The 20,544-nt window shown below is 66.2% G+C and carries 23 protein-coding genes; 13 read left to right on the top strand and 10 right to left on the bottom strand.

Annotated features, from left to right (window positions below):
- The first annotated feature begins 1 nt into the window (after position 1).
- The 4 genes from narH (at position 2) to SBI80_RS27945 (ending at position 3,519) form a co-directional block, all read left to right on the top strand.
- On the top strand, positions 2–1,642 hold the full coding sequence (gene narH, locus SBI80_RS27960) for a nitrate reductase subunit beta (protein WP_318978406.1): 1,641 nt from the start codon (positions 2–4) through the stop codon (positions 1,640–1,642).
- A complete protein-coding gene (narJ, locus tag SBI80_RS27955) occupies positions 1,639–2,334 on the top strand; it encodes a nitrate reductase molybdenum cofactor assembly chaperone (protein WP_318978405.1) in 696 nt (231 codons plus the stop codon). The genes narH and narJ overlap by 4 nt, the downstream gene beginning before the upstream one ends.
- Entirely contained in the window at positions 2,331–3,065 is a 735-nt protein-coding gene (narI, locus tag SBI80_RS27950) for a respiratory nitrate reductase subunit gamma (protein WP_318978404.1), read from the top strand. Before narJ ends, narI begins: the two co-directional genes overlap by 4 nt.
- Before the next feature lie 124 nt (positions 3,066–3,189).
- Positions 3,190–3,519, top strand: coding sequence for a cupin domain-containing protein (locus SBI80_RS27945; protein ID WP_318978403.1), 330 nt, complete (start codon positions 3,190–3,192; stop codon positions 3,517–3,519).
- A gap of 620 nt (positions 3,520–4,139) precedes the next feature.
- Here SBI80_RS27945 and brnA read toward each other — a convergent pair.
- A complete protein-coding gene (gene brnA, locus SBI80_RS27940; RefSeq protein ID WP_318978402.1) occupies positions 4,140–4,376 on the bottom strand; it encodes a type II toxin-antitoxin system BrnA family antitoxin in 237 nt (78 codons plus the stop codon).
- Positions 4,366–4,629: a BrnT family toxin gene (locus SBI80_RS27935; RefSeq protein ID WP_264036797.1), complete on the bottom strand. Its 264-nt coding sequence runs from the start codon at positions 4,627–4,629 to the stop codon at positions 4,366–4,368. Before SBI80_RS27935 ends, brnA begins: the two co-directional genes overlap by 11 nt.
- 203 nt (positions 4,630–4,832) lie before the next feature.
- Here SBI80_RS27935 and SBI80_RS27930 point away from each other — a divergent pair, with 203 nt between their 5' ends.
- From SBI80_RS27930 to SBI80_RS27915, 4 genes are all read left to right on the top strand, one after another.
- Positions 4,833–5,615 (top strand): ParA family protein, encoded by a 783-nt coding sequence (locus SBI80_RS27930; protein ID WP_264036799.1) that lies wholly within the window; start codon positions 4,833–4,835, stop codon positions 5,613–5,615.
- Entirely contained in the window at positions 5,612–5,914 is a 303-nt protein-coding gene (locus SBI80_RS27925; RefSeq protein ID WP_318978401.1) for a hypothetical protein, read from the top strand. Before SBI80_RS27930 ends, SBI80_RS27925 begins: the two co-directional genes overlap by 4 nt.
- A 473-nt stretch (positions 5,915–6,387) precedes the next feature.
- A complete protein-coding gene (locus SBI80_RS27920; RefSeq protein WP_149484112.1) occupies positions 6,388–6,591 on the top strand; it encodes a toxin-antitoxin system in 204 nt (67 codons plus the stop codon).
- Between the two features lie 1,020 nt (positions 6,592–7,611).
- Complete coding sequence (locus SBI80_RS27915) at positions 7,612–8,130, top strand: hypothetical protein (protein WP_318978400.1); 519 nt, start codon at positions 7,612–7,614, stop codon at positions 8,128–8,130.
- A gap of 80 nt (positions 8,131–8,210) precedes the next feature.
- On the opposite strand, the gene SBI80_RS27910 is transcribed toward SBI80_RS27915, so the two are convergent.
- Both SBI80_RS27910 and SBI80_RS27905 read right to left on the bottom strand, forming a co-directional pair.
- Positions 8,211–8,378 carry a hypothetical protein gene (locus SBI80_RS27910; protein WP_318978398.1) on the bottom strand — a complete coding sequence of 56 codons (168 nt, stop codon included), beginning with the start codon at positions 8,376–8,378 and terminating at the stop codon, positions 8,211–8,213.
- A 75-nt stretch (positions 8,379–8,453) separates the two neighbouring features.
- The gene (locus SBI80_RS27905) at positions 8,454–9,164 is read right to left on the bottom strand and encodes an 8-oxoguanine DNA glycosylase OGG fold protein (protein WP_318978397.1); all 711 of its coding nucleotides are present in this window, start codon (positions 9,162–9,164) and stop codon (positions 8,454–8,456) included.
- Between the two features lie 169 nt (positions 9,165–9,333).
- On the opposite strand from SBI80_RS27905, the gene mobF reads away from it, so the two are divergent.
- Positions 9,334–12,282 carry a MobF family relaxase gene (gene mobF / locus SBI80_RS27900; protein WP_318978396.1) on the top strand — a complete coding sequence of 983 codons (2,949 nt, stop codon included), beginning with the start codon at positions 9,334–9,336 and terminating at the stop codon, positions 12,280–12,282.
- Between the two features lie 213 nt (positions 12,283–12,495).
- Here the strand turns inward: mobF and SBI80_RS27895 are convergent, their stop codons facing one another.
- Positions 12,496–13,404 carry a GGDEF domain-containing protein gene (locus SBI80_RS27895; RefSeq protein ID WP_318978394.1) on the bottom strand — a complete coding sequence of 303 codons (909 nt, stop codon included), beginning with the start codon at positions 13,402–13,404 and terminating at the stop codon, positions 12,496–12,498.
- A 555-nt stretch (positions 13,405–13,959) separates the two neighbouring features.
- Between SBI80_RS27895 and SBI80_RS27890 the strand changes: the two genes are divergently transcribed.
- Positions 13,960–14,739, top strand: coding sequence for a GAF and ANTAR domain-containing protein (locus SBI80_RS27890; RefSeq protein WP_318978393.1), 780 nt, complete (start codon positions 13,960–13,962; stop codon positions 14,737–14,739).
- A gap of 227 nt (positions 14,740–14,966) precedes the next feature.
- Here SBI80_RS27890 and SBI80_RS27885 read toward each other — a convergent pair whose 3' ends face one another.
- Complete coding sequence (locus SBI80_RS27885; RefSeq protein WP_413232831.1) at positions 14,967–15,161, bottom strand: three-helix bundle dimerization domain-containing protein; 195 nt, start codon at positions 15,159–15,161, stop codon at positions 14,967–14,969.
- 110 nt (positions 15,162–15,271) lie between these two features.
- On the opposite strand from SBI80_RS27885, the gene SBI80_RS27880 reads away from it, so the two are divergent.
- On the top strand, positions 15,272–15,535 hold the full coding sequence (locus tag SBI80_RS27880) for a hypothetical protein (protein ID WP_318978390.1): 264 nt from the start codon (positions 15,272–15,274) through the stop codon (positions 15,533–15,535).
- A 142-nt stretch (positions 15,536–15,677) separates the two neighbouring features.
- Positions 15,678–15,896: a hypothetical protein gene (locus SBI80_RS27875; RefSeq protein WP_318978389.1), complete on the top strand. Its 219-nt coding sequence runs from the start codon at positions 15,678–15,680 to the stop codon at positions 15,894–15,896.
- An 85-nt stretch (positions 15,897–15,981) separates the two neighbouring features.
- Here SBI80_RS27875 and SBI80_RS27870 read toward each other — a convergent pair whose 3' ends face one another.
- The gene (locus SBI80_RS27870; protein WP_318978387.1) at positions 15,982–16,377 is read right to left on the bottom strand and encodes a hypothetical protein; all 396 of its coding nucleotides are present in this window, start codon (positions 16,375–16,377) and stop codon (positions 15,982–15,984) included.
- A gap of 322 nt (positions 16,378–16,699) precedes the next feature.
- On the opposite strand from SBI80_RS27870, the gene SBI80_RS27865 reads away from it, so the two are divergent.
- Positions 16,700–17,185: a hypothetical protein gene (locus tag SBI80_RS27865; protein ID WP_318978385.1), complete on the top strand. Its 486-nt coding sequence runs from the start codon at positions 16,700–16,702 to the stop codon at positions 17,183–17,185.
- Positions 17,186–17,220: 35 nt separating this feature from the next.
- Here SBI80_RS27865 and SBI80_RS27860 read toward each other — a convergent pair whose 3' ends face one another.
- From SBI80_RS27860 to SBI80_RS27850, 3 genes are all read right to left on the bottom strand, one after another.
- On the bottom strand, positions 17,221–17,934 hold the full coding sequence (locus SBI80_RS27860) for a GAF and ANTAR domain-containing protein (protein WP_318978384.1): 714 nt from the start codon (positions 17,932–17,934) through the stop codon (positions 17,221–17,223).
- Positions 17,935–18,424: 490 nt separating this feature from the next.
- Complete coding sequence (locus SBI80_RS27855; protein WP_318978382.1) at positions 18,425–18,619, bottom strand: hypothetical protein; 195 nt, start codon at positions 18,617–18,619, stop codon at positions 18,425–18,427.
- 116 nt (positions 18,620–18,735) lie between these two features.
- Positions 18,736–19,968, bottom strand: a complete 1,233-nt coding sequence (locus SBI80_RS27850; RefSeq protein ID WP_318978381.1) for an IS110 family RNA-guided transposase — start codon at positions 19,966–19,968, stop codon at positions 18,736–18,738.
- Positions 19,969–20,544: the final 576 nt, after the last annotated feature.

The following is a 20,544-nucleotide window of genomic DNA, read 5'->3' as shown; positions in this document are numbered from 1 at the left end:
CATGAAGGTCATGGCCCAGATGGCGATGGTGATGAACCTCGACAAGTGCATCGGGTGCCACACCTGCTCGGTCACCTGCAAGCAGGCGTGGACCAACCGTTCAGGGACGGAGTACGTCTGGTTCAACAACGTCGAAACCCGGCCCGGCCTCGGTTATCCGCGCACCTATGAGGACCAGGAAAAGTGGAAGGGCGGCTGGGAACTCAACAAGCGCGGCCGCATGAAGCTCAAGGGTGGCGGGCGGTTCAAGAACCTGATGACCATCTTCTCCAATCCCAAGCTGCCGTCGATCGACGAGTATTACGAGCCGTGGACCTACGACTACGCCGCGCTGACCAACGCTCCCGCCCAGGAGCACACCCCTGTTGCGCGGCCGAAGTCGTTGATCACCGGTAAGAACATGAAGATCGAGTGGTCGGCGAACTGGGACGACGACCTGGGCGGATCGACCGCGACGGCGCACCTCGACCCGATGCTCGCGAAGATCGCCGAGAAGGTGAAGTTCGAGTTCGAGCAGACCTTCATGTTCTATCTGCCGCGGATCTGCGAGCACTGCCTCAACCCCTCGTGCGCGGCCTCGTGTCCCAGCGGCGCGATCTACAAGCGCGAGGAGGACGGCATCGTCCTGGTCGACCAAGAGAAGTGCCGCGGCTGGCGCAAATGCGTCTCCGGCTGCCCCTACAAGAAGATCTATTTCAATCACCGCACGGGCAAAGCAGAGAAGTGCACGTTCTGCTTCCCGCGCATCGAAGTCGGTCTGCCCACTGTCTGCGCCGAGACCTGCGTAGGGCGGCTGCGCTACATCGGCCTGATGCTCTACGACGCCGACAAGGTGCTCGAAGCGGCGTCCACCGAGGACGAACACGGTCTCTACGAGGCTCAGCGCGAGGTGTTCCTCGACCCGTTCGACCCCGAGGTGATCCGCGAGGCAGAAAAAGCCGGGATCGCGCGCGATTGGATCGACGCCGCGCAGCGCTCCCCGATCTACGCGCTGATCAACACCTACCGCGTCGCGCTCCCGTTGCATCCGGAGTACCGCACGATGCCCATGGTCTGGTACATCCCGCCGCTCTCCCCGGTCATCGACGTCGTGCGTGACACCGGAGAGGACGCCGAGGACCAGGGCAACCTCTTCGCGGCCATCGACGCGCTGCGGATTCCGGTCGAATACCTCGCCGAACTTTTCACCGCGGGCGACGTCGCCCCGGTGGACGCCGTGCTCAAGAAGCTGGCCGCGATGCGGTGCTACATGCGCGACATCAACATGGGCCGCGAACCGAACGGCTCCATCCCGGCGGCAGTCGGAATGAGCGAGGAGGAGATGTACGACATGTACCGACTCCTCGCGATCGCCAAGTACGATGAGCGCTACGTAATTCCGCTAGCGCACGCTGAGCAGGCGCACTCCCTGGAAGAACTGGGGACAGAGTGCTCGGTCTCCGAGTACGGAGGCGGACAGCACGACCTGTTCGGCGAAGGCTCCGGTGTGCCGACGCCGATCGCGGTCGAGAACTTCAAGATGCTCAAGAAACGCCAGACCGCCGACTCGCTCGCCGCAACCAGTGCGCGCGTCAACCTCCTGAACTGGGACGGCAAAGGGCCGCCCGCAGGACTCTTCCCCCCAAGTGGCCCGGACTCGTGAGCCGACGAACGAAGGCCGGCCTCGCGCCGCACCAGCTGACCATCGCATGGCAGTCGGTGTCGTTGCTGCTCGACTACCCCGACCCCGAGATGCTCGATCGCCTGGACATGCTCCGCGACGCGTCGCATCGGCTGCCGGTGGTCATCGGGGAATCGATCCGCAGATTCGCCCACCATCTGGAGCAGTCGTCCCTACCTGCACTGCAGGCCGAGTACGTCGAGACATTCGATGATCGTCGCCGATGCAACCTGTTCCTGACCTACTTCGCCCACGGGGACACCCGTAAGCGAGGAATGGCCCTGCTGCGATTCAAACAGACCTACCTCAGCGCCGGCTACGAGCTCGACGACTCGGAGTTGCCCGATCACCTGTGCGTGGTGCTGGAGTTCGCGGCGACCGTGGATCACGAACGTGGTCGCCAACTGATGCTCGATCACCGCGCAGGGCTCGAGCTGTTGCGCCTCTCGCTGGACGACTTGTCCTCTCCGTGGGCGGCTCTGATCAACGCGGTCACTCTGACCCTGCCTGCGCTCCGCGGCGACGAGCGCGACGCCGTACGACGCCTCGCCGCGCAAGGCCCCCCGGAGGAGGAGGTGGGACTGGCGCCGTTTGCGGCTCCACAGTTCAGCCCCAGCGCCGCGTCGGGCCCGCACGCCTTGTCGATGCCGTCTTTCCCAGGAGCACGCCAATGAACGAGTTCCTTTTCGTCGTGGTGCCCTACATCTGCCTGACCACGTTCGTCGTCGGGCACCTGTGGCGTTACCGCTACGACAAGTTCGGCTGGACCACCCGATCGAGCCAGCTCTACGAGAGGCGGCTGTTGCGCATCGGGAGCCCGCTATTCCACTTCGGGATGCTCGGAGTCATCGGTGGCCACATCATCGGTCTCCTGGTGCCGCAGTCCTGGACGGACGCCGTCGGGATCAACGAGCACGTCTATCACATAGTGGCCGTCGGGGGTGGTCTGCTCGCCGGCCTCGCGGCGGTGGTGGGGATGGTCATCCTGATCTACCGCCGCCGCACCGTCGGTCCCGTCTTCTCAGCGACGACGGTCATGGACAAGGTGATGTACGCGTTCCTCGGGGCCGCGATCATCCTGGGAATGTGGAACACCATCGCCGGCTCAATCATGACCATCGGTGGTGAGTACAACTATCGTGAGGGCGTCTCGGTCTGGTACCGCTCATTCCTCGCCTTCCAACCAGACGCTGACCTGATGGCGAAGGCCCCGTTCGGATTTCAGTTGCACGCACTGGTCGCCTTTGGTCTGTTCGCGCTTTGGCCGTTCACCCGGCTCGTTCACGTGTTCAGCGCACCCGTGGGTTACTTGACGCGCCCCTACATCGTCTACCGCAGCCGCGATGACCACCTGGGCAGCCACCGGCCACGGCGTGGCTGGGACCAAATGTCGAAACGCATTTGAAGCTCCCCGCGATCGAAGCGTGAGCGTGAGCACGGGCAGATCCACGTCGACTGGAACGACAAGTCAACGGACGTCAGCCAGTGGCACAGGTTGACGCAGCCGTGGTGGGGGTATGCGATGTGGCATGCAGCGGATCTCTCTGGAGGCGTCGGCCCGTGAACAACTCGAACTTGCCGCGACACACGGCGGTCGTGCCGCCGATACGGTGGTGGGTGGCCATGAGCGGGTACTGCGTCAGACGGTGATCGCCCTTACTCAGGGTTCAGAATTAGGGGATCACGAAAACCCCGGCGAGGCAACGGTCTTCGTCCTACGGGGTCGGGTGCGGCTGGTCTCCGGGGCGAACTCCTGGCAGGCCCGGACCGGGGATCTCATCGAGGTTCCCGACGCTCGACACAGTCTGGTCGCTGAGGAGGATTCAGCGGTACTGCTGACCGTCGCCAAACTCCCCTAGAGGCCAGCTAGCTGTTGCGGGTCATGACGGTACTCGAAGTTGCTGCCAACTGCTGGTGTGGTGCCACTCATCGCCGAAGATTGGGAGCATTTCCGGTCGGCGCGGTGTGGACCTACCACAGTGACCCACCGCTGCGGGTTGGTGCAGCGGTTTGCCTGAATTGTGTATTGGTGTGGCGCCGGGACGGCGCGGCATCGGCATCGCATCGGTGGCATGTTGCTGGACGCGCTGTTCGCCCAGCTCGCAGGAACCGTCAGCATGATGTGCGCCCCCGCGCATATACGCAATCCCGCCAACACCTCTATGAGCGCTAGGTTTTGGGACGTTGGCCAGCTCGGGCTAGCAATGCTCAAAGATCTGCGTCAACGAGCATGTGCCTGCGCCTAGAGTCGTCATGGCACCTGCGAGATGTCATGGTCGCTGATCGGCGAACGGGTTGGTGTCGCGTGAAAGTTGTTGCTACGCCTCGGATTTTTTCATACGCAGATGTTTGATGCCTTCTTCCAAGGCGGCGACCTCGCCGAGCCAGGCGCGGTCCTTCGCCTCGACAAGACGTTCCTCGGTCGTTGTCCCGAAAACGTTCGTTATCGGGACGGGGCGCGGGCCGCCCTCAGGGTGAGTCAGGCTGCGCTGTGGTCACCGTGATCAAGTTTCTCCGCAATCCAGACCTTGATGAGGGATTGACGGGTGACGCCGAGCCGGGTGGCTTCGCGGTCCAGTTCGGCGATCATCCATGCTGGGAAGTCGACGTTGACCCGTCGGTGTTCTTCTCCGGGGCGTCGCGCCCGTGTCGTGTCAAGTGCGTTGGACAGATCCTCGCCCGCGTCGAACCGTTCGTCGAATTCTTTAGCCTTCATATATCGCAACCTCACCTTCTCGAGAGCGCCGTACCGAGATGATCCGGACGTGTTCGTCTCGGTAGGTGATGACTGCAGACCAGTGTTGGCCGCCAGCTTGACCGATCACCATCCACCTCGGCTCATCCGTTGTGCGTGCTGGGACCTCGACGCGGTGTGCATCTCGCCAAATGGCTTGTGCTGCGGTGAAGTCGATGCCGTGCTTGGTCAGGTTCGTAGCACTCTTGTCGGGATCGAACTCGAACTCAAGCATGTATAAAAATTATACCGTAATTACTCTCTTGCTTATGTTGGTTGTGCCCGTGCATGGCCCCTTACCCGCGCCTCCCCCGGGCTCCTCGAACCGCAGTGTGGGCACAACGACACGCAAAGACGATTCGAGCATTGCTAGCATAGCTATGAGAGCTATCCTAGTTTGGATAGTTACCCTCGCTAGCTCACCTACGGAGAATTATTGTGCAGCCAAAACGGCACGCCCTGGCCAACCAAAAAGGTGGCGTCGGCAAGACCGCGACGACACTCGGGCTGGCTAGCGCGATCAGTCACCGCGGCGGGCGGGCGCTTATCGTCGACATGGACCCCCAGGCCAATGCCACCGAAGGCCTTGGCGTCTACACCGAAGACGGGCAACTCACCACCGCTGACCTCATGGACCGCACTGAACCCGGCTCGGCTATCGACGCCGTCGTGGCCACCGAATGGGACGGCGTCGACCTCATCCCATCCCACCTGGACCTGTCCAACGCCGAATCCAGCGGTGCATCCGATCTGGTGTTCCGCCTCGACGTCGCTCTCGAAGGCCTGGACCTCTCGCCCTACGACGCGGTGCTGTTTGACTGCCCGCCCAGCTTGGGCAAGCTGCTATTCGCTGTCCTGCTCACCGTCGACACCGTGTATGCCATTACCGAACCCACGAAAGACTCCGTCAAAGGCGTCACGCGGCTCGAAACCACCGTTCAGAAAGTCAAACTCCGACCCAACCCGCGCCTGGAGCTGTCCAAGATCATCATCTCCCGCCGGCAAAACAAGGGTGAGCACATCGATCGCGAGCGCGAGCTGCGCGAAGCCTACGGCGACCTTGTGGCCCGCACCGTCATACCCGACCTCGGTGCCCGCCAAGACGCCCACAGCGCCGAAGTGCCCATGCACAAATTCAAAGGCGGCCGAGCACTCAGCCTGCAAGTTGCCTACGACGACCTGCTCGACGAACTCGGCATCACCATCGGAGCCACCGCATGAGCGCTGCACGCAAGCCGGCCATCACCCGCACCACCAGCCATCCCGCCGACGGCATACCCGACCGGCCCGCACCCCTCACCCAGGGCACCCCACTCGGAGCGGCGCCATCCACACCGGCGGCCGGGGGAGCGGCGGAGCGGCTCACCGAGCAGCACAACGTCAGAATCCGACCCTCCACCAAAACCCGCCTCGGAAAAGCCGTCGACAAACTCCGCTACGAAACCGGCGACCGCACTATCAGCATCGCCTCCATCACCGACCAAGCCCTCGACGCCTACCTCACCCAACGCGGTTGCTAGCTAGCCGTGCTAGCTGAGATAGCAACACCCTCTCAACTCGGCCAAACTCGACTGCTCTTCCCTAGCTCGCAATCCTGGTGAACGTGGTGGGGGTCTCGGTCAAGGCCACGCCGCTGCGCGGTCGACACGGCCGAGGAAGGGGACCGGGCCTAGTTCCCTGCAACCCAGCGCGACTCAGCACACAAGACCGTTCAACGGGGCAATGACACGCTGATCTGTCGCATTCGCATTGCTCAGAATCCAGCCGAAGGCTATTTCGGCGAAAGCTTTGTGCCTTCCGCCCGGCCGCCGGCGCATGTCGGTCTGCCAATCGTCAGTGCTGACCTCGTTTACCGCGACCCTCAGTCGAGGCGCCGCCGTCGAGCGGAGTCGGCCCAGCCCGCCGCCTGACCCAAACTCAGGTGTCACACCGGTCGCATATAACCGCGTGTCGCTATCAGTTACGGATTGTCTGGGCTGGCAGAGTTCCACTCATGGCTCAGCCGCATAAAGGTGATCGTGCCCAGATCATGACGCGCCCCCCTCGGACGGTCTACGACATCGTCAAGCAAAGGGCGGCCCAGCTCGGCATTCCGATGGGTCAGTACGTCGCCGATCTGCTAGCTGAGCACGTCGGTCACCCTGAGCTTGTTCTCGAACTCAATAAGTCCAGGGAGGAATTGCCGCTGGCGATGTGAACGCCGTACGAGCCCGGAGCTGCCGGACACATCAGCCTGGGCCGACACGTGACATCTGAATAGCTGGTGTGCGGATCTCCCGCTGAATGACGAAGGCCCCGCCTTAGGCGGGGCCACGTCTAGAGATTCAAACCGAGTTGGCGCTCGGTTCAGGGCTCTCCGCACCCCTTCCCCGAAGGGACTGTCTTGGTGGACAGCTCTCACGGTAGCGCACGTCTGTCTCTGGTTCTAGATGGCGCGCACCGTGATTTATCGAATCGTCATCTCCGCCCACGTAGCTACCGCGGCTGCACTGCGGCTCGACCGCGCCGCGGTGTGGTCCGCACGCGCCCGACCCGGGCGGTGCAGTTGGTGCCCCCGGCCGGGCACCGTGCACTCCCCGGCACTGCCCCCCACGCCGCGCGTGGGCCGGCGATCGTGTTGGAGTTGGGGGAGCGGGCCTTCGCGGGTGTGCCGTGCTGGAGCGGGCGCGCGGAGCGGTGGACGGTGTTTACCGTGCCGATCGCCTATGACCTGCGGTACGACACGCACGTCCGTCCGGTGCTGGGCGGCAACCAGGTCAGCCGGAAAGCCGTTCTACGTGTCGCTGAGGCCCGCGCGCGGTACGCCGAGTACGGCACCGGCCGGGGGAGCCGGCCGTCCAATGAGCGGTTGGCCGCGGACACCGGCTACAGCGTGCGCACGGTGCAGCGCGCCGATGTGGCGTTGCGGTTGTTGGGGGTGGCCACCGAGGTGCTCCGGGGGCGCCAACGCACCCGCACCGAACGGTTGGCGTCGTGGCGTGTGGGTGACCGTGGCCGGGGGTGGGCCTCGGTGTGGGCGTTGCACGATGACGCGGAGTTGGCTCGGCAGGTTGCAGTCCAGATACCTGTGCTGTCACCCCATCCCAGAGGGTCTTCTGTTAGATCTCCTTCCTCTCGTAGAAAGATGGTTACTACCGATAGACGCCGCCCTGCGGGCGTAGAAAAGCCAGCCTGGAGGTCGGGGGGTTGCCCGGATCCGGGCGGGACGCGGTTGGCGGTGGCGTGGCGGGCCGATCAAGACAGCCCGCGGTGGGCGCACCGGTACACCCCGCAGGCGTGGGCGCGGCTGCTGGCCGGCCCAGCACGGCACCGGTGGACTGCGCGGGATCTCAACGCGTTGGTCCGCGACTGGATCGGCGTGAGGGGCACCTTGCCCGACAGTCCGCATCGGCCGATCGGTTTGTTGGGGGCGATGCTGGCCTGGCACGGCGACGACACCGCCCGGCCGGCCGCGCTCGACGACGCCCGGGAGGCCGAAGAACTCGCCGCCGCCCGGGCCCGGGTTACTGCTGCCCGCGCCGACCATGCTCGCGCGGTGGCGGCGCGGGCGGCTGGCCGCGCCGCGGTGGGCGGTTCGGGACACACTGCCGCGCGGGAGGTGGCCGCGGCGATCGCTGCCCGCGCCCTGGTGCGGCGCACCCAGACCGTGGCCGCCGACACCGCGCGCCACGACGCCGCGGTGCGCGCCGCCCGCGGCCTGACCCCCGACGGTGGGAACACCGGCCAGCACCGGTGAGAACGCGCACCAGGCGCACCGCTGGCCGTGCCGGCCGAGGCGTTCCGCCACGCACGCCATGGACGGCTAGGGGTGTGGGCTCAGGTGAAGGGGTCGGGCGCGCCGGGTGCGCGCCACGCAAAGTCCACCCGGGTGTCGCCGTTCGGCTGGTCGCCGGTGATCAGCCAGCGCATGAGTGCGGTGGCCGCCGGGCCGCGGTGTTCGATCAGCAGGTCGGTCACCGCCGCTTCGACCCGTGAACTCTTCATGGCCATCCCGTCCGTGCGTGGTGGTGGTGTGCGGTGCGCTGACGCCACCGGGTGCTCAGCCACATCTCGATCAGCTCAGCAATGGACGTCGGCGTGGGCGGCCCAGGTGTGCAGCAGATGGCAGTAGCGGGTGTAGCGCGCCCAAATGAACTGGGCGGCCACGGGGTCCTCGGTCCAGCCGAGGTGGATCAGGGAGGCCACGGCGTGTTGGTCGAGCAGCTGCGGGCGCACCACACCATGCGCGGTGGTGTTGGTGTGGTGGGTGGCCCAGCAGTACAGCGAAAGCAGTGTGGGGCCGGCGCCGGGGGTGTGGGGCCAGCTCGACCACCGGCGCCGGGGGGCGGCGTCGGGGATCGATGCCCATGGGGTGTGCCGGCACGCCGCCAGGGCGGTGGTGATGGCGTCGAACTGGTGTCCCGACGGTGCCGCGGTACGCACGTCGAAGAAGGTTCGGCGCCGGTCGCGGTGAGGGTGCCCCGACAGCCACGCGGCAGCCCGGTAGAGCACGCTCAGCTCGGGTGACCCGGGCCTGGTCACTGTGTCGGTGTGGAGGTCGGCGGTGAGGTCCGCGCGGCGGAGGTAGCCGATGCCGTGATCAGTCGGTGTGCCGTCGGCGTCGCGGCCGACGATCCGGGCCGGAATTGCGTGCTGCTCGAGGCGGCGGTTCCACCAGTCCAAATCCACCGGGGCCATGTCGTCACACACGCTCACCCCGTAGTCCTGGTCACGACACCACACCACGCATTCCCCGGGCATCTCCAACCCCACCTCACCGTCGCCGTCCACACCCCCAGTCTGTCCCCACCCACCGACAAATCCTTCACACCTCGTAGACCATTGGCACATTTGCACAAGGTTTGTGCGATGCTGGTGGTGCCGTCCGCTGGTGGGCTTGTGAACCCCGATTTCCGCGGGTGTCCCGGCGGGCGGCCCGGACAGGGTGGGGGTGGTGTGGGTGTTGACGATCGCGAAGTTGTCGTTGTGGTCGGTGAACTACTACAACGACACCGCCCGCGCGGTCGGACAGGCCGCCCGGGACGCCCAGGCCGCGGGTGGTGGGTTGGCGGAGTACTACGCCGAACGCGACACCCGAACCCCGGTGTGGACGTGCGCCGGGGACGCCCGGACGGTCGCCGGCTTGGTGGGGTTGACCGACGCGCAGCGGGCCGGTGGGGATGCCGATCCCGACGTCGTCGCGCGCTGGTTGGACGCCGGGGTCGCCCCCTCGGGGGAGTGCGGAAGGTCCCACGGCAAGCGCGGTGTGCATGGGTTCGACTTGACGTTCTGCGCCCCGAAATCGGTGTCGTTGGTGCGCGCGTTCGGCGGCGACGTGGTCGACAAGGCGGTGTCGGCGGCGCACCACACGGCGATCACCGAAGCGCTGGAGTACCTGTCCGATCATGCCGGGTACACCCGGGTGCACAACCCGATCACCGGGTGCAAGGATCTGCAGAAACTGCCCGGGTTGGTGGCCGCGGCCTATCAGCACGAGACGTCGCGGGCGGGGGATCCGCACCTGCACACCCACGTCCTGGTGCCCAACCGCCAAGCCCGCGCCGACGGCCGGTTGGTGTCGGTAGACGGGACCAGTTTGTTCCACGAATCCCGGGCGGCGGGGATGGTGTATCAGGCCACGTTGCGCCATGAGTTGCACCGTCTGGCGGGGGTGGAATGGGGCCCGGTGAACCCCGAGACGGGGATGGCCGAGATCGCCGGCGTCGACCCCAACAACCTGGCGGCGTGGTCGCAAAGGTCCTCGCAGTTGCGGGCGTGGGCGGCGAACAATCTGACCGTCGTCGACACCGCCACCGGCCGCAAGAAGGGGCTGTCGCAGGGGCAGTTGGCGGCCGCCCAGAAGGCCACCAGACCGGTCAAACCGGAGTCGTTGTCGTGGGCGGAACTGCGTGCTCAGTGGGCGGCGGATGGGCGTGGGTTTGGGGTGGACCGCGCCGCGCAACGCGAGGCGCGGGCGGTGCGGGAAGCCGCGGCCGGCCGCGCGGCGGCGCGGGTGGCGCGCCGCGGCGGGGTGGTGGTGGACCGCCAGGCGGTGGCGGCGATGGTCGCCCGCGCGGACAAGGCCGCGTTGACCCGCGCGGACCTGGTGGAGGTGATCGGCGCGCAGCTGCCCCTGATGGCCGACACCCCTGGCGTGGCCGCGGCGGGTGGCGCGGACGGCTCGGTGGGGGATGCAGTGATGCCGCGCCAGGTCATCGAGGAGTGCGTCGACGCGGTCGCCATGCGGTTGAGCGGGCCGCGGTTGGCGCACCAGCGAGAGGGGTCCGAACGGTTCACCGTGGACCTGATCCTGGCCGAGGAACGCCGGGTGTTCGACCTGGTCGACCAGACCAGCCTGCGCAACGCGTGCTGGGTCCGCGAGTTCGACACCCCCGAGGCATTGGGGCTGTCGGTCCAGCAGCACGCCGCGGTGACCGCGATCGCGGCCAGCCCTCAGTTGGTGCAGCCGTTGTCAGCACCGGCCGGCGCCGGAAAGACCACCTCCATGCGGGCGCTGCGGACCTTGGTGGAACGTCAGCGTCGGGGCACGGTGATCGTGATCGCCCCGACCGGGAAGGCGGTGGACGTCGCCGTCGCCGAGGGTGTCGCCACCGAAGGGTTCACGATGCACGCCGCCCTGGCGCGGTTGGCGGACGGGCGGCTGGAGTTGGGTCCGTTCGACGTGGTGGTGGTCGACGAAGCCGGGATGGTCGGCACCCATCAGTGGCGTGCTTTGCTCACCCACACGACCGGGGCGGGGGCCAAGACGGTGATGGTCGGTGACCCCCACCAGTTGGCGCCGGTGAAGGCCCGCGGCGGGATGTTCACCCAGCTGTGCGAGGAGCTGCCCTGGGCCCAACGGTTGACCGAGGTGTGGCGCATGCAGGACCCCGGTGAGCGGTCGGCGTCGCTGGCGTTGGGGGCGGGTGGGCCGGCCCCGGTGCGCCGCGCGATCAGCTGGTACCGCGATCAGGACCGGCTGCACTGTGGGGATCAGGTCACCATGGCCGCCGACGCCCTGCACGCCCACCAGGTCGACGTCGCCGCCGGGCGGGATGCGTTGTTGATCGCCGACACCACCGAGACCACCGATGCCCTCAACCGGCGCATCCACGACCAGATCACCGCGGCGCAAACCCGCGCGGGCCGTGACACCACCACCGTCACCGCCGCGCGCGGCCACCAGGTCGGGGTGGGCGACGTGGTCCTGACCCGACTCAACGACGCGACCGTCGACGTGTACGACCGGGGAGGCAAGCAGGCCCGACGGCTCCCCGAGGCCCCGGTCCGCAACGGGCAACGCTGGCAGGTCCTCAAGGTCGACGACACCGCCGAGCGTCCGCGCATCGCCGCCCGGCGCTTCGGTGACGGTGCGGTGGCGGTGTTCGAGGGCGACTACCTCAAAAAGCAGGTGCAACTCGGGCATGTGGTGACCGTGCACTCGGCCCAAGGGGTCACCGCCGAGCGCTGTCGGTCCGTCATCGGCGACACCACCACCCGCAACCTGGCCTACGTGGCCATGACCCGCGGCCGCGACACCAACGAGGTCTACCTCTATGAGCACACGGTGGGGGAGGCCGACCACCAGCACCGCGACGACCAGGCCGCCGAGGGGGTGCACGTGGCCCAGCGCGGCACCCCTGCTCAGGCCGCCCGCATGTTGCGCCAGATCGTCGGACGCGACGAATCCGCCCGCACCGCCCACCAGACTGCCGCGGACACCCCCGCCGAGCAGCTTCCCGAGCTGGTGGCCAACCTGGTCGCCGAACACCACTCCGCCCTCATCCGACGGCACGCCGACTATCAGAAAACCCAACGCGCCCAGCGGAATCGATCGTTGGACCGCACCCGTGGGCTACACCGTGGCCGCAGCAGGGAACGCGATCAAGGCTCCGACCTCAGCCTCTGACCAGACGCACGACAAACGTCGCCGGTGGCAAAGCGAATGGTCCGCTGCACGAGAACTAGCTGGCTGGGCGGCCTTAAGCGTTGCCACCAACGGCCGGGCGATCGTGGCAGCGGGTGCGACGAGTTTGCTTAGGTCGGTCATCAGTGCAATGGGTTCTCCTCCGCGGTGCCGCAAAGCGGCGGGGCCTCGCACCCCGTGGGCAGTACGGCTGAGTCAGCGGCAGGGGTCGGCGTGCACTGCTACCTGGTTTCGCCCGGCCTGTTTAGCCCGGTACAACGCGTCGTCGGCGTCTCGGAGGAGGTGTTCAGCGGAGTCCTCGTGGTGATGTGCGATCACCGACGCCACGCCTGCACTCAGGGTGACCTGTTGTCCATCGCCGTAGCCGATCCTGAGGTTGTCTACTGAGGTGAGGATCGCTTCGGCGAGGCGCTGTGATTGCGCGGCGTCGGTGCCGCCCAAGAGCACGGCGAATTCGTCACCGCCGAGGCGGGCGGGCAGATCGCCGGGGCGGCGGGCGAACTTTCGTATCGCCTGTGCGACCTGGGCCAGGCAGTCGTCCCCGGCGGGGTGCCCGCAGGCGTCGTTGTAGTCCTTGAAGTGATCGACGTCGAGGGCAATGAGGCTGACCGGCGATCGGTTCTGCACGCTCGAACGGGTTGCTCTTTTCAGGGCGATGTTGAAGTAGCGGCGGTTGGCCATGTCGGTGAGTGGGTCGTGCAGTGCCAGGTATTCGGCACGTTGTTCGGCCAGTTTGCGTGCTGTGATGTTGTAGTGGGAGATGGCCACCAGAGGCTGTGAAGCGGTCGCCAGGCGGGTGACGCGCATGACGAACCAGCGCTGTTCGCCGGGACTGTGGCAGGGATATTCCATGTCGAAGGACGCGCGCCGATCGTGGAGAACGTCCAGAATGCCCGTGGCTGCGTGTCCAGCCTGGTCATCGTCTCGGGAGTGAGCGCCGGCCAGGACGTGGAGGTAGTTGGCGCCGAGCCACTCGTAGTCAGCGGGAAGTCCGTTGTCGACCCCGAAGCCAATCCAGGCGGCGTTGACGTCGATGATGGTGCCCGCGTCGTCGATGACCGCGATTTGCTCCTGAAGGGAGTGGAACACCAAGGTGTGCAGCACCGGTGACACGGGAGTGGGTTCGGTTGAGGGCTGCCCGGCGTTCATGGAGCACCCCCGTCCGTAAGGCGCCGAACCTCGGCGGCAGCGGCTGCGTTTGTTGCCAGTTTACGACGAGGTGCATGTCACACCCGTCACAGCGGGTAACTGTTAGCGATACAACGTGCGCCCACGCTGTGCGACCTCCATGGAGTGTTCTGTTCCCTCGTCGCACGCGTTCAACCTCTGGTGATGTGGGAGTCATGGTGTGATCCGCGTGCCACGATCTCTGCGGCGATGTCGACGAGTCGGGTGTTGGAGTCGTGGGGCAGCTTTTATGAGCGCGTTCTCGGTCGGGCAGGGCTGCCAGCAGCGGCCGCACGGTGTGACGCCGAGACTGTGTCCAGACGGGCGTCGAGGCATTGGTCTCAGGCCGGTGGTGCTTGCCTATCCATGGTCGTGTCGGCGTCGAATACTGTTTCGGAGAATATTGACGCGACCGCTGTCGGGGCCGTGACGTGAACCAACGTGTGCGGTCGCCCTCCTGCGAGTGGCGTCTGGCAGGAAGAAGCGCAGCACATGAGCGATGACCGTCGTCAGGGGCGTCCCGACGAGCTCAACCGTCTGACCGACACCGCGGGCGCGGTGGAATCGTTGACGCAGATCGTGGAGGCCAAGGAGGAGCCGCTGGAGGAGGCGTTGACCCGGGTGGCGCGCACCGCGGTGGGTGCGGTTCCCGACGCCGACGCGGTGAGCATCACCGTGGTCTCCGAGCCCCAGTCGCGCACCGCGGCCTACACCGACGAACGGGTGCTGCGCCTCGATGAGCGGCAGTACACCTCCAATCGAGGCCCGTGCTTGGAGGCCGCCCGTACCCGCATCCCGGTGCGAGTCAGCATGGGATTCGACGACGACCGGTGGCCGGAGTTCGTGACCGCCTCCCGGGAGGAGGGAATCCTGGCGACCCTGTCGATTCCGCTGATCGTGGGGTCGCTGTCCCCCGGTGCCGAAGAAGACTCGCTGGTGGGGTCGCTGAACGTGTACAGCCGCAACGCTGCGGCGTTCGACCCGTTCGACGAAGTGCTGATGAGTTTGTTCGCGACCTCGGCGAGTCAGGCGATCACCAATGCGCGGCGGTGGCAGCACTCCCGGGCCACGGTGGCCCAATTGCAGTCTGCGTTGGGCTCGCGCAGCACCATCGACCAGGCCAAGGGTGTGCTGCGTGCGGTGCACGGCTGCTCGGCCGACGAGGCTTTTGCGATGCTGGTGGAGAAGTCCCAACACACCAACGTCAAGTTGCACGTCGTGGCAGCGCAGCTGTTGGACTCGTTGTCCGACATTACGAAACGGCCGCGATGAGATTGACGAGACGTTAGCTGGAGCATGCTCAGCGCAGGGGGTTCGTTCCTGACGGGTCACCGCGAACTCTTCACAGCACAACCGGTGGTCACCGCATCATCGCTTCAGCAGTGGCAGCGTGAAGGTGCGCTCCCAATCCAAGCCGTAGCGCTGACGACGAGCCTGACATGACTCCGCGCCGTGGCACCCGTGACGATCACCGCGGAGGGCGGTGCCACCGCTTCCAGCTAAGCGTTTGCCAACTCGGCGCGCACCCTGCGTTCCACCAGTAGCGGCACGAAATCGCGGATCTTGCTGTGCTCAAACCGGGCCTGCGCATTTCGCATGGCGGACTGAATGCGATCAGCCGGGACGTCGACGAAAGTGCTGCTCAACCGATCTTCCAGTTGCGTCAGCGCCACCTGCTCACTCAAGTTAGCCACATAACGAATTGTCCGCTTCGACGACACGCGACGTCAACCAACCATTCACGCCGAAGCCACAAAGTGCAGGTCGCCGAGCAATCATTAAGGTTCGATGAGACCATGGCCACATGTTCGAGGACGCGGAGGCCCTTCAAGCGACATCGCTGCTGAAGGAACTGCACAACCAGGTCGACAAAGTATCGTGCAAGTTGGAGATCGTGGAGCGACGCAACAGGCGCAGATCCGCCCGCGGAATCGCCGACGTTCACCGGCAGCAGTCCGAATTGCGTCGAGAGCTCCGCGAGGCGCACCGACTCATCGACGGCCTGCACCACCGGTACCCGGAGACACTCACCGACGGGCAACCGCAGCAATCACCCACACACGCGTAGAGAAGCGGCGACCGACTTCCGCCGCACGTGCGGTGGCACACCGAGCGGCGTTTCGGGGTGTCGCGACCACTCATCGCCGCTGTCCGTCACCTCAGCACAACACGCTTATCCGTGAGGCGCGGCAAGTGCCACAATGTCTGCAATGAGCAACGACGAGTCTGACCTGGCGCAGGCATTCCGCCTGCTGGCAGCGTTGCAGGACAACATGGTTCAGACAACGAAGTCGGTCGAGAAGTACGAGCGGCAACGCCCACGGGGATCATCGGCAGGAACACACGAGCGGGCGTTGCGTCGTGAACTGTCCGAAGCGCACGATCACGTCAACCGCATCTATGACCGGTTCCCCGAGACACGGCCGTAGCGCCTTCGGTGCACGAGTTCGCAGTCGAGCCCACTGCGTGAGCGAGGCGACGGCTCCCGGAGGCGACGCCGGGGCCGATGAGACATCACGCTGTGTGGGTCGCGTCGCGCCGCGTGAGTGGTTCAGCCGGCGGACCGAGGCTGGCGGCTCGGTCACCGGCGGTGGGCGTGTTCTGGTGCGCTGCTGCGTCGAGGACGTCAGTGAGAAGGTGGCGCAGACGCGGTTCGGCTTCGTGCCCGAGGTAGCAGTCCAGCCAGCTCGCAGTGGTGGCCACCAGGTCGTCGCCGAGGGGAATGTGGTTGCGGGCGATGACAGTGATCAGGGCGTCGATTGCGGTGAAAGTTTCACCGATGCCCAGGGTGATGAAGATGCCGTCGGCGTCGACTCTGCTGAGATAGGGGCGCGCGGTGGCGGCCAGCTCCCAGGCCAACGCGGCATCGTCGGGGGCTTTACGCTGTGGCGTGTCGCGCGAGGTGGACACCTGGCCCCCTTTTCGTCTGAGGTCTGACCTGTACCTACCGTAGAGCGCGGCCAGATCTGGTGCGCGGCGGAGAACCCGGACAGCCCGCCGACCAGCAACATCGCAACGGGGTACGCCCATCTGTAGCACCGTTCACCTTGGCGGTGTCTCGGTACAGGTCATGGATAACGGGGTTCGGTCTCAGAGATTCGAGAGTGATCAGAACCCGTCTCATGTGAGGACGGCTGCGACGACGAGATGGCCGAGTCTTGGCGCGTTTCGTTGCCGTCGCGCGGGTCGCCGTTTGCAGTCGTCGCTGGTGAGGGGGTCTAGCGTTGAGGACATGGGTCACTCTGCTGGTGATCGAGCCGCGGATCGTGCCGAAGAGCTCGCCGATCGCATCGTCGACCTGCGTGCCGCGAAGGCCGTCACCACCGATGACGTCACCCGCGCCGTACACCGCGCCGAGCAGTCCCGCGCCCGTGCCATCGAGGCACACCTCTCAGCCGCCGACCGCCACCATGACGCCGCAGTGGCCCACGAACGCGCCGCGACGGTTCACGACCACGCAGCATCGTCGTCGCGCACCGATGACGCCGCGGTGCACCATCGGGAAGCGGCCCAAGCTCACCGCCAGGGCGCTGTGGACGACGAACGTCACGCACGCCGCGCCCGCGGCGACGCGGCCCGAGACACCGCGACAGTCAACGTCGCCGAGGCGACGTCGGTCGACGCCACCAGACAACCCTCCGCAGAGCTGATGCCTCGGACCGGCGCCGACGTCGGTGACCACCGCAATGGCCCTGCCACCTCGCAGACCTCGCAGTGAGGCGTTCGGCACGTCGAAAGAGCGTCGCGTCGTTGCTAGTGGGGTTCCAGGTGTAGTCGGCGGTCGACGACAGCCTGGGCAACCTCGGTGGCGGGGATGCCGGTGGCGTAGGCGTGGGCACGTAACCGCAGCAGTGCCTCGGCAGGTGAAATGTCGAGCTGGGCCATCACCATGCCGGTCGCTTGGGCGACCTCGGCCCGCACCGCGGTGTGCGGCCCGGCCCACGCCGGCTCGTCATGGGCGTGGTCGGCGGCGTGACGGGTGTCCTCCTCGAAGAGGTCGAGCAGGAGCGCGCCGGCCAGATCGGCGGCCAGCACTGCCGCCGCCCACCGTTGGCCGTGCATCCGTTGCGGGGTGGTGAGGAACAGCTCCAACGCTCCGTAGGAGCGTCCGCCTATTGCGACGGGCAGGGCGATGACCCCGCGGATGTGGTGATCGAGCATCACCTGGCCGTAGATCGGCCAGCGCCGCTCGTGAGAGTCGGCGAAGTCTTGGACGACCATCGGTGAGCCGTGCGCCACCGTCGCATCCAGACCCGGGCCCTCGCCCACGGTGAAGTGGACTTCGTCGAGCGTGCGGGCCAGGTCGCCGCTGGCTCCGAGGGTCGCCACGTTGGCGCCGTCGCACACCAGTGAGATCGCTGCGGCGGGCACGTCGAGGAGGGCTACGCAGGTTTGGCAGATGAGGTCGGCGGCGTCGATGCCGCACAGACCACCGAGGGCGGTGCGCATCTGCGTCAGGAGGCTCACCGGTGTGGTGCCGGCACGGTAACGGCGACAACGGTGAAGGTCCGCGGGCGCAGGTGACCGGTCAGGGGCATGTAGTGGCTGGTTCCCCGGCCGAAGCTGATGCGGACCGATTCTGTGAGTCGCGGCGCCAAAGGGCGGGCGGCTATGACTTCAGTACCCGCCATGATCGAGTCAAACATGTACCAATCCGCCCCGCAGCTCTCCGCTGATTACCCGGAGTCCTCGCATGTTCTTGCTGGTGGCGTCGCATCATCGGGCGCAGGGACACGGCACGTGGCAATGATGGGGGCGTCTTCGAGAGCCCGGCACTGCGCACGCGATTTACGCCACTACGTTGCGGTCTGCGATAAAATTTCCGTATTCACCGTGGCCCAGACCCCGCCGCCACACATGAACGCGTAGCTGCCACGCGTTCATCTGAGGTCGGAGGGGACTCGTGGACGACGCTGCCCAGCGCTGGTCGACATCGGAGCAGGCAATCAACGCGCGGTTACTTGCCGACATCCTCGAGGCCGCGGGCGTCGTCGCCCACGCAAAAACCTGTCGCGACGGTGAAGCTCTCGCCGCGGGGCAGCGCGAACTGAACGCCCGTGTCCGAGCCGCCCGCGAGCACGGTGTGTCCTGGCAAGCCATCGGAGACGCCCTTGGACTCAGACGCGGCGCTGCCTACCAACGCTTCCGGCACGCAGTCACGCCCGCCGCACGGATGTCTCGCTTCTAGAGACCTCCGATGTGTTTAAGAGTCAAGTGCTGGAATGGTTCTAATGTCGCAATCGCCCATCACCGACAGCTCCGCTGCAGTTAGGCGGCGGCTCGAGAGTTTGTCGTGAAGGCCTTGGCCTGGTCGAAATGCTGGTGGTGTTGGAGGCAGTAGTGCAGTTGTCCAATGAGCTTGTTGAGCAGGTGGCGGTTCGCTGCTGCGTGGCGGTCGCCGGTGTCTCGGCGGCGGCGGTAGTGCTCGCCGGCGGGCTCACAATGAGTTGCGGCACCGAAGGCCCAGATCCAGCCGGCGGCAGCGAGGCGATCGTTCTTGACGCGGCGGTGGGTGACGGAGAGAGACCGCCCAGAGGCTCTGGTGATGGGTGCGGATCCGGCGTAGGCCTTCAACGCGCGGGCGTCGGCGAATCGGGTGCGGTCATCGCCAATCTCGCCGAGGACGCGGGCGCCGGTGGAGTCCGCCAGACCGGGGAAGCTGGTGATGATGGCGTAGTCCGGATGGGTGTGGAACAGCTCGGCTGAGGCCGCGCCGAGGTCATCGACGCTGGCGCAGGCGGTGTTCAGCGCCGCGAGCAACGCCATGGTCTGTGTGCCCAACGCGGCCTCAACTTGGGCTAGCTGACGCAACTGTGGCTCGCGCAGGGCTGTCTTGATGTCGGCCGCCGCCTGATCGAGGCCGCGACTGCGGCCTGCCCGGCGGAGAGCTGCGGCGATCCGGGTGGCTGAGAGCTTGGCGGCCGCACCCGGAGTTGGCGCGATGGCCAAGATGGCCCTGGCTTCGGGGCTGGCGATGCCCAGGGCGAATCGTCGCGTGAAGGTGGCCAGGAAGGTCGGGAAGTATTCCCTCAGCGTTGACCGTAACTCGTTGTGTGCCTTCGTTCGTCGCCATATCGCATCCTGATGAGCGCGGGCCAACACGGTGATGGCTTGGCATAGTTCAGTGTCGGCGGGCAGCCGCCGATGCAGGTGGGCGTCGACACGCAAGATGTTGGCCAGGGTCATCGCATCGGCGTGATCGGACTTTGCCCTGGCCACCGAGTGCCGTTCCCGGTAGCGGGCGACTGCCAGCGGATTGATCGCATACACGGCGCGGCCAGTGGCACGCAACGAGGCCACCAGCAGGCCTCGGGGCGTTTCGATCGCCACCGGAATCGGTTCGTCGGCGTTCTCCCCGGCGGCAGTCAGCGCCTCGATCAACTCAGTGAACCCGCTGGGGTCGTCGGTGATGCGCCTCTTGGCGACCAGTTGGCCGCTTTCGTCGACGATGGCGACGTCGTGGTGAGCCTCCGCCCAGTCGATGCCGCAGAAGAGTTTCATGGTGTCGTTTCCTCCTTCGTTTCGCCGGATGGTGCATGGTTCACCAACCCAAATTGGGGCGCGCAGCGCTCTACTTACGAGGCTCGATGGCCTTCCCTCCGATGAGCTGTTCACGATCCCAGCGACCCGCACGGCACCGGTCTTCGAGAGAGCTCTACGGCTCCAGAAGGTTGAGGCGCTGAATCCGCGCGGCGGGCAAGAACCACGGGCTAAGTCCACCGAATGCATCCCTTGCGACCCCGCCGCGACACGCACGGTCTCTAGATGGGACTCCAAGTCCGGAAACGAGATAGGCGTTGCCGACAGCGAGGGCCGCAAGGGTGAACCACCACCGCCAGCCTCGCGACGCCGGTCTCATACGAGGCCTTCACGACCAGATGGTTACGGACCTTCGCGAGGACGCCCGCGGGGGTTCGGATGTAAGTAGAAACGAGACACCCGTCAAGGTGCCACTCCCCCGTTGCGAAGTCCCAGGTCGCGGTGTCTCGTTTCTACTTAGAAACGAACAGCCGCCGATCTTGATAGACGCCGTGGACCGTCGGGTGTTCATCCCTCGCGGCCTTGCCGTTGGCGACG

This window comes from Mycolicibacterium sichuanense (assembly GCF_033741125.1).
Taxonomy (GTDB): domain Bacteria; phylum Actinomycetota; class Actinomycetes; order Mycobacteriales; family Mycobacteriaceae; genus Mycobacterium.
The sequence above is the reverse complement of the archived record's forward strand: the minus strand, read 5'-3'. Positions and strand labels throughout refer to the sequence as shown.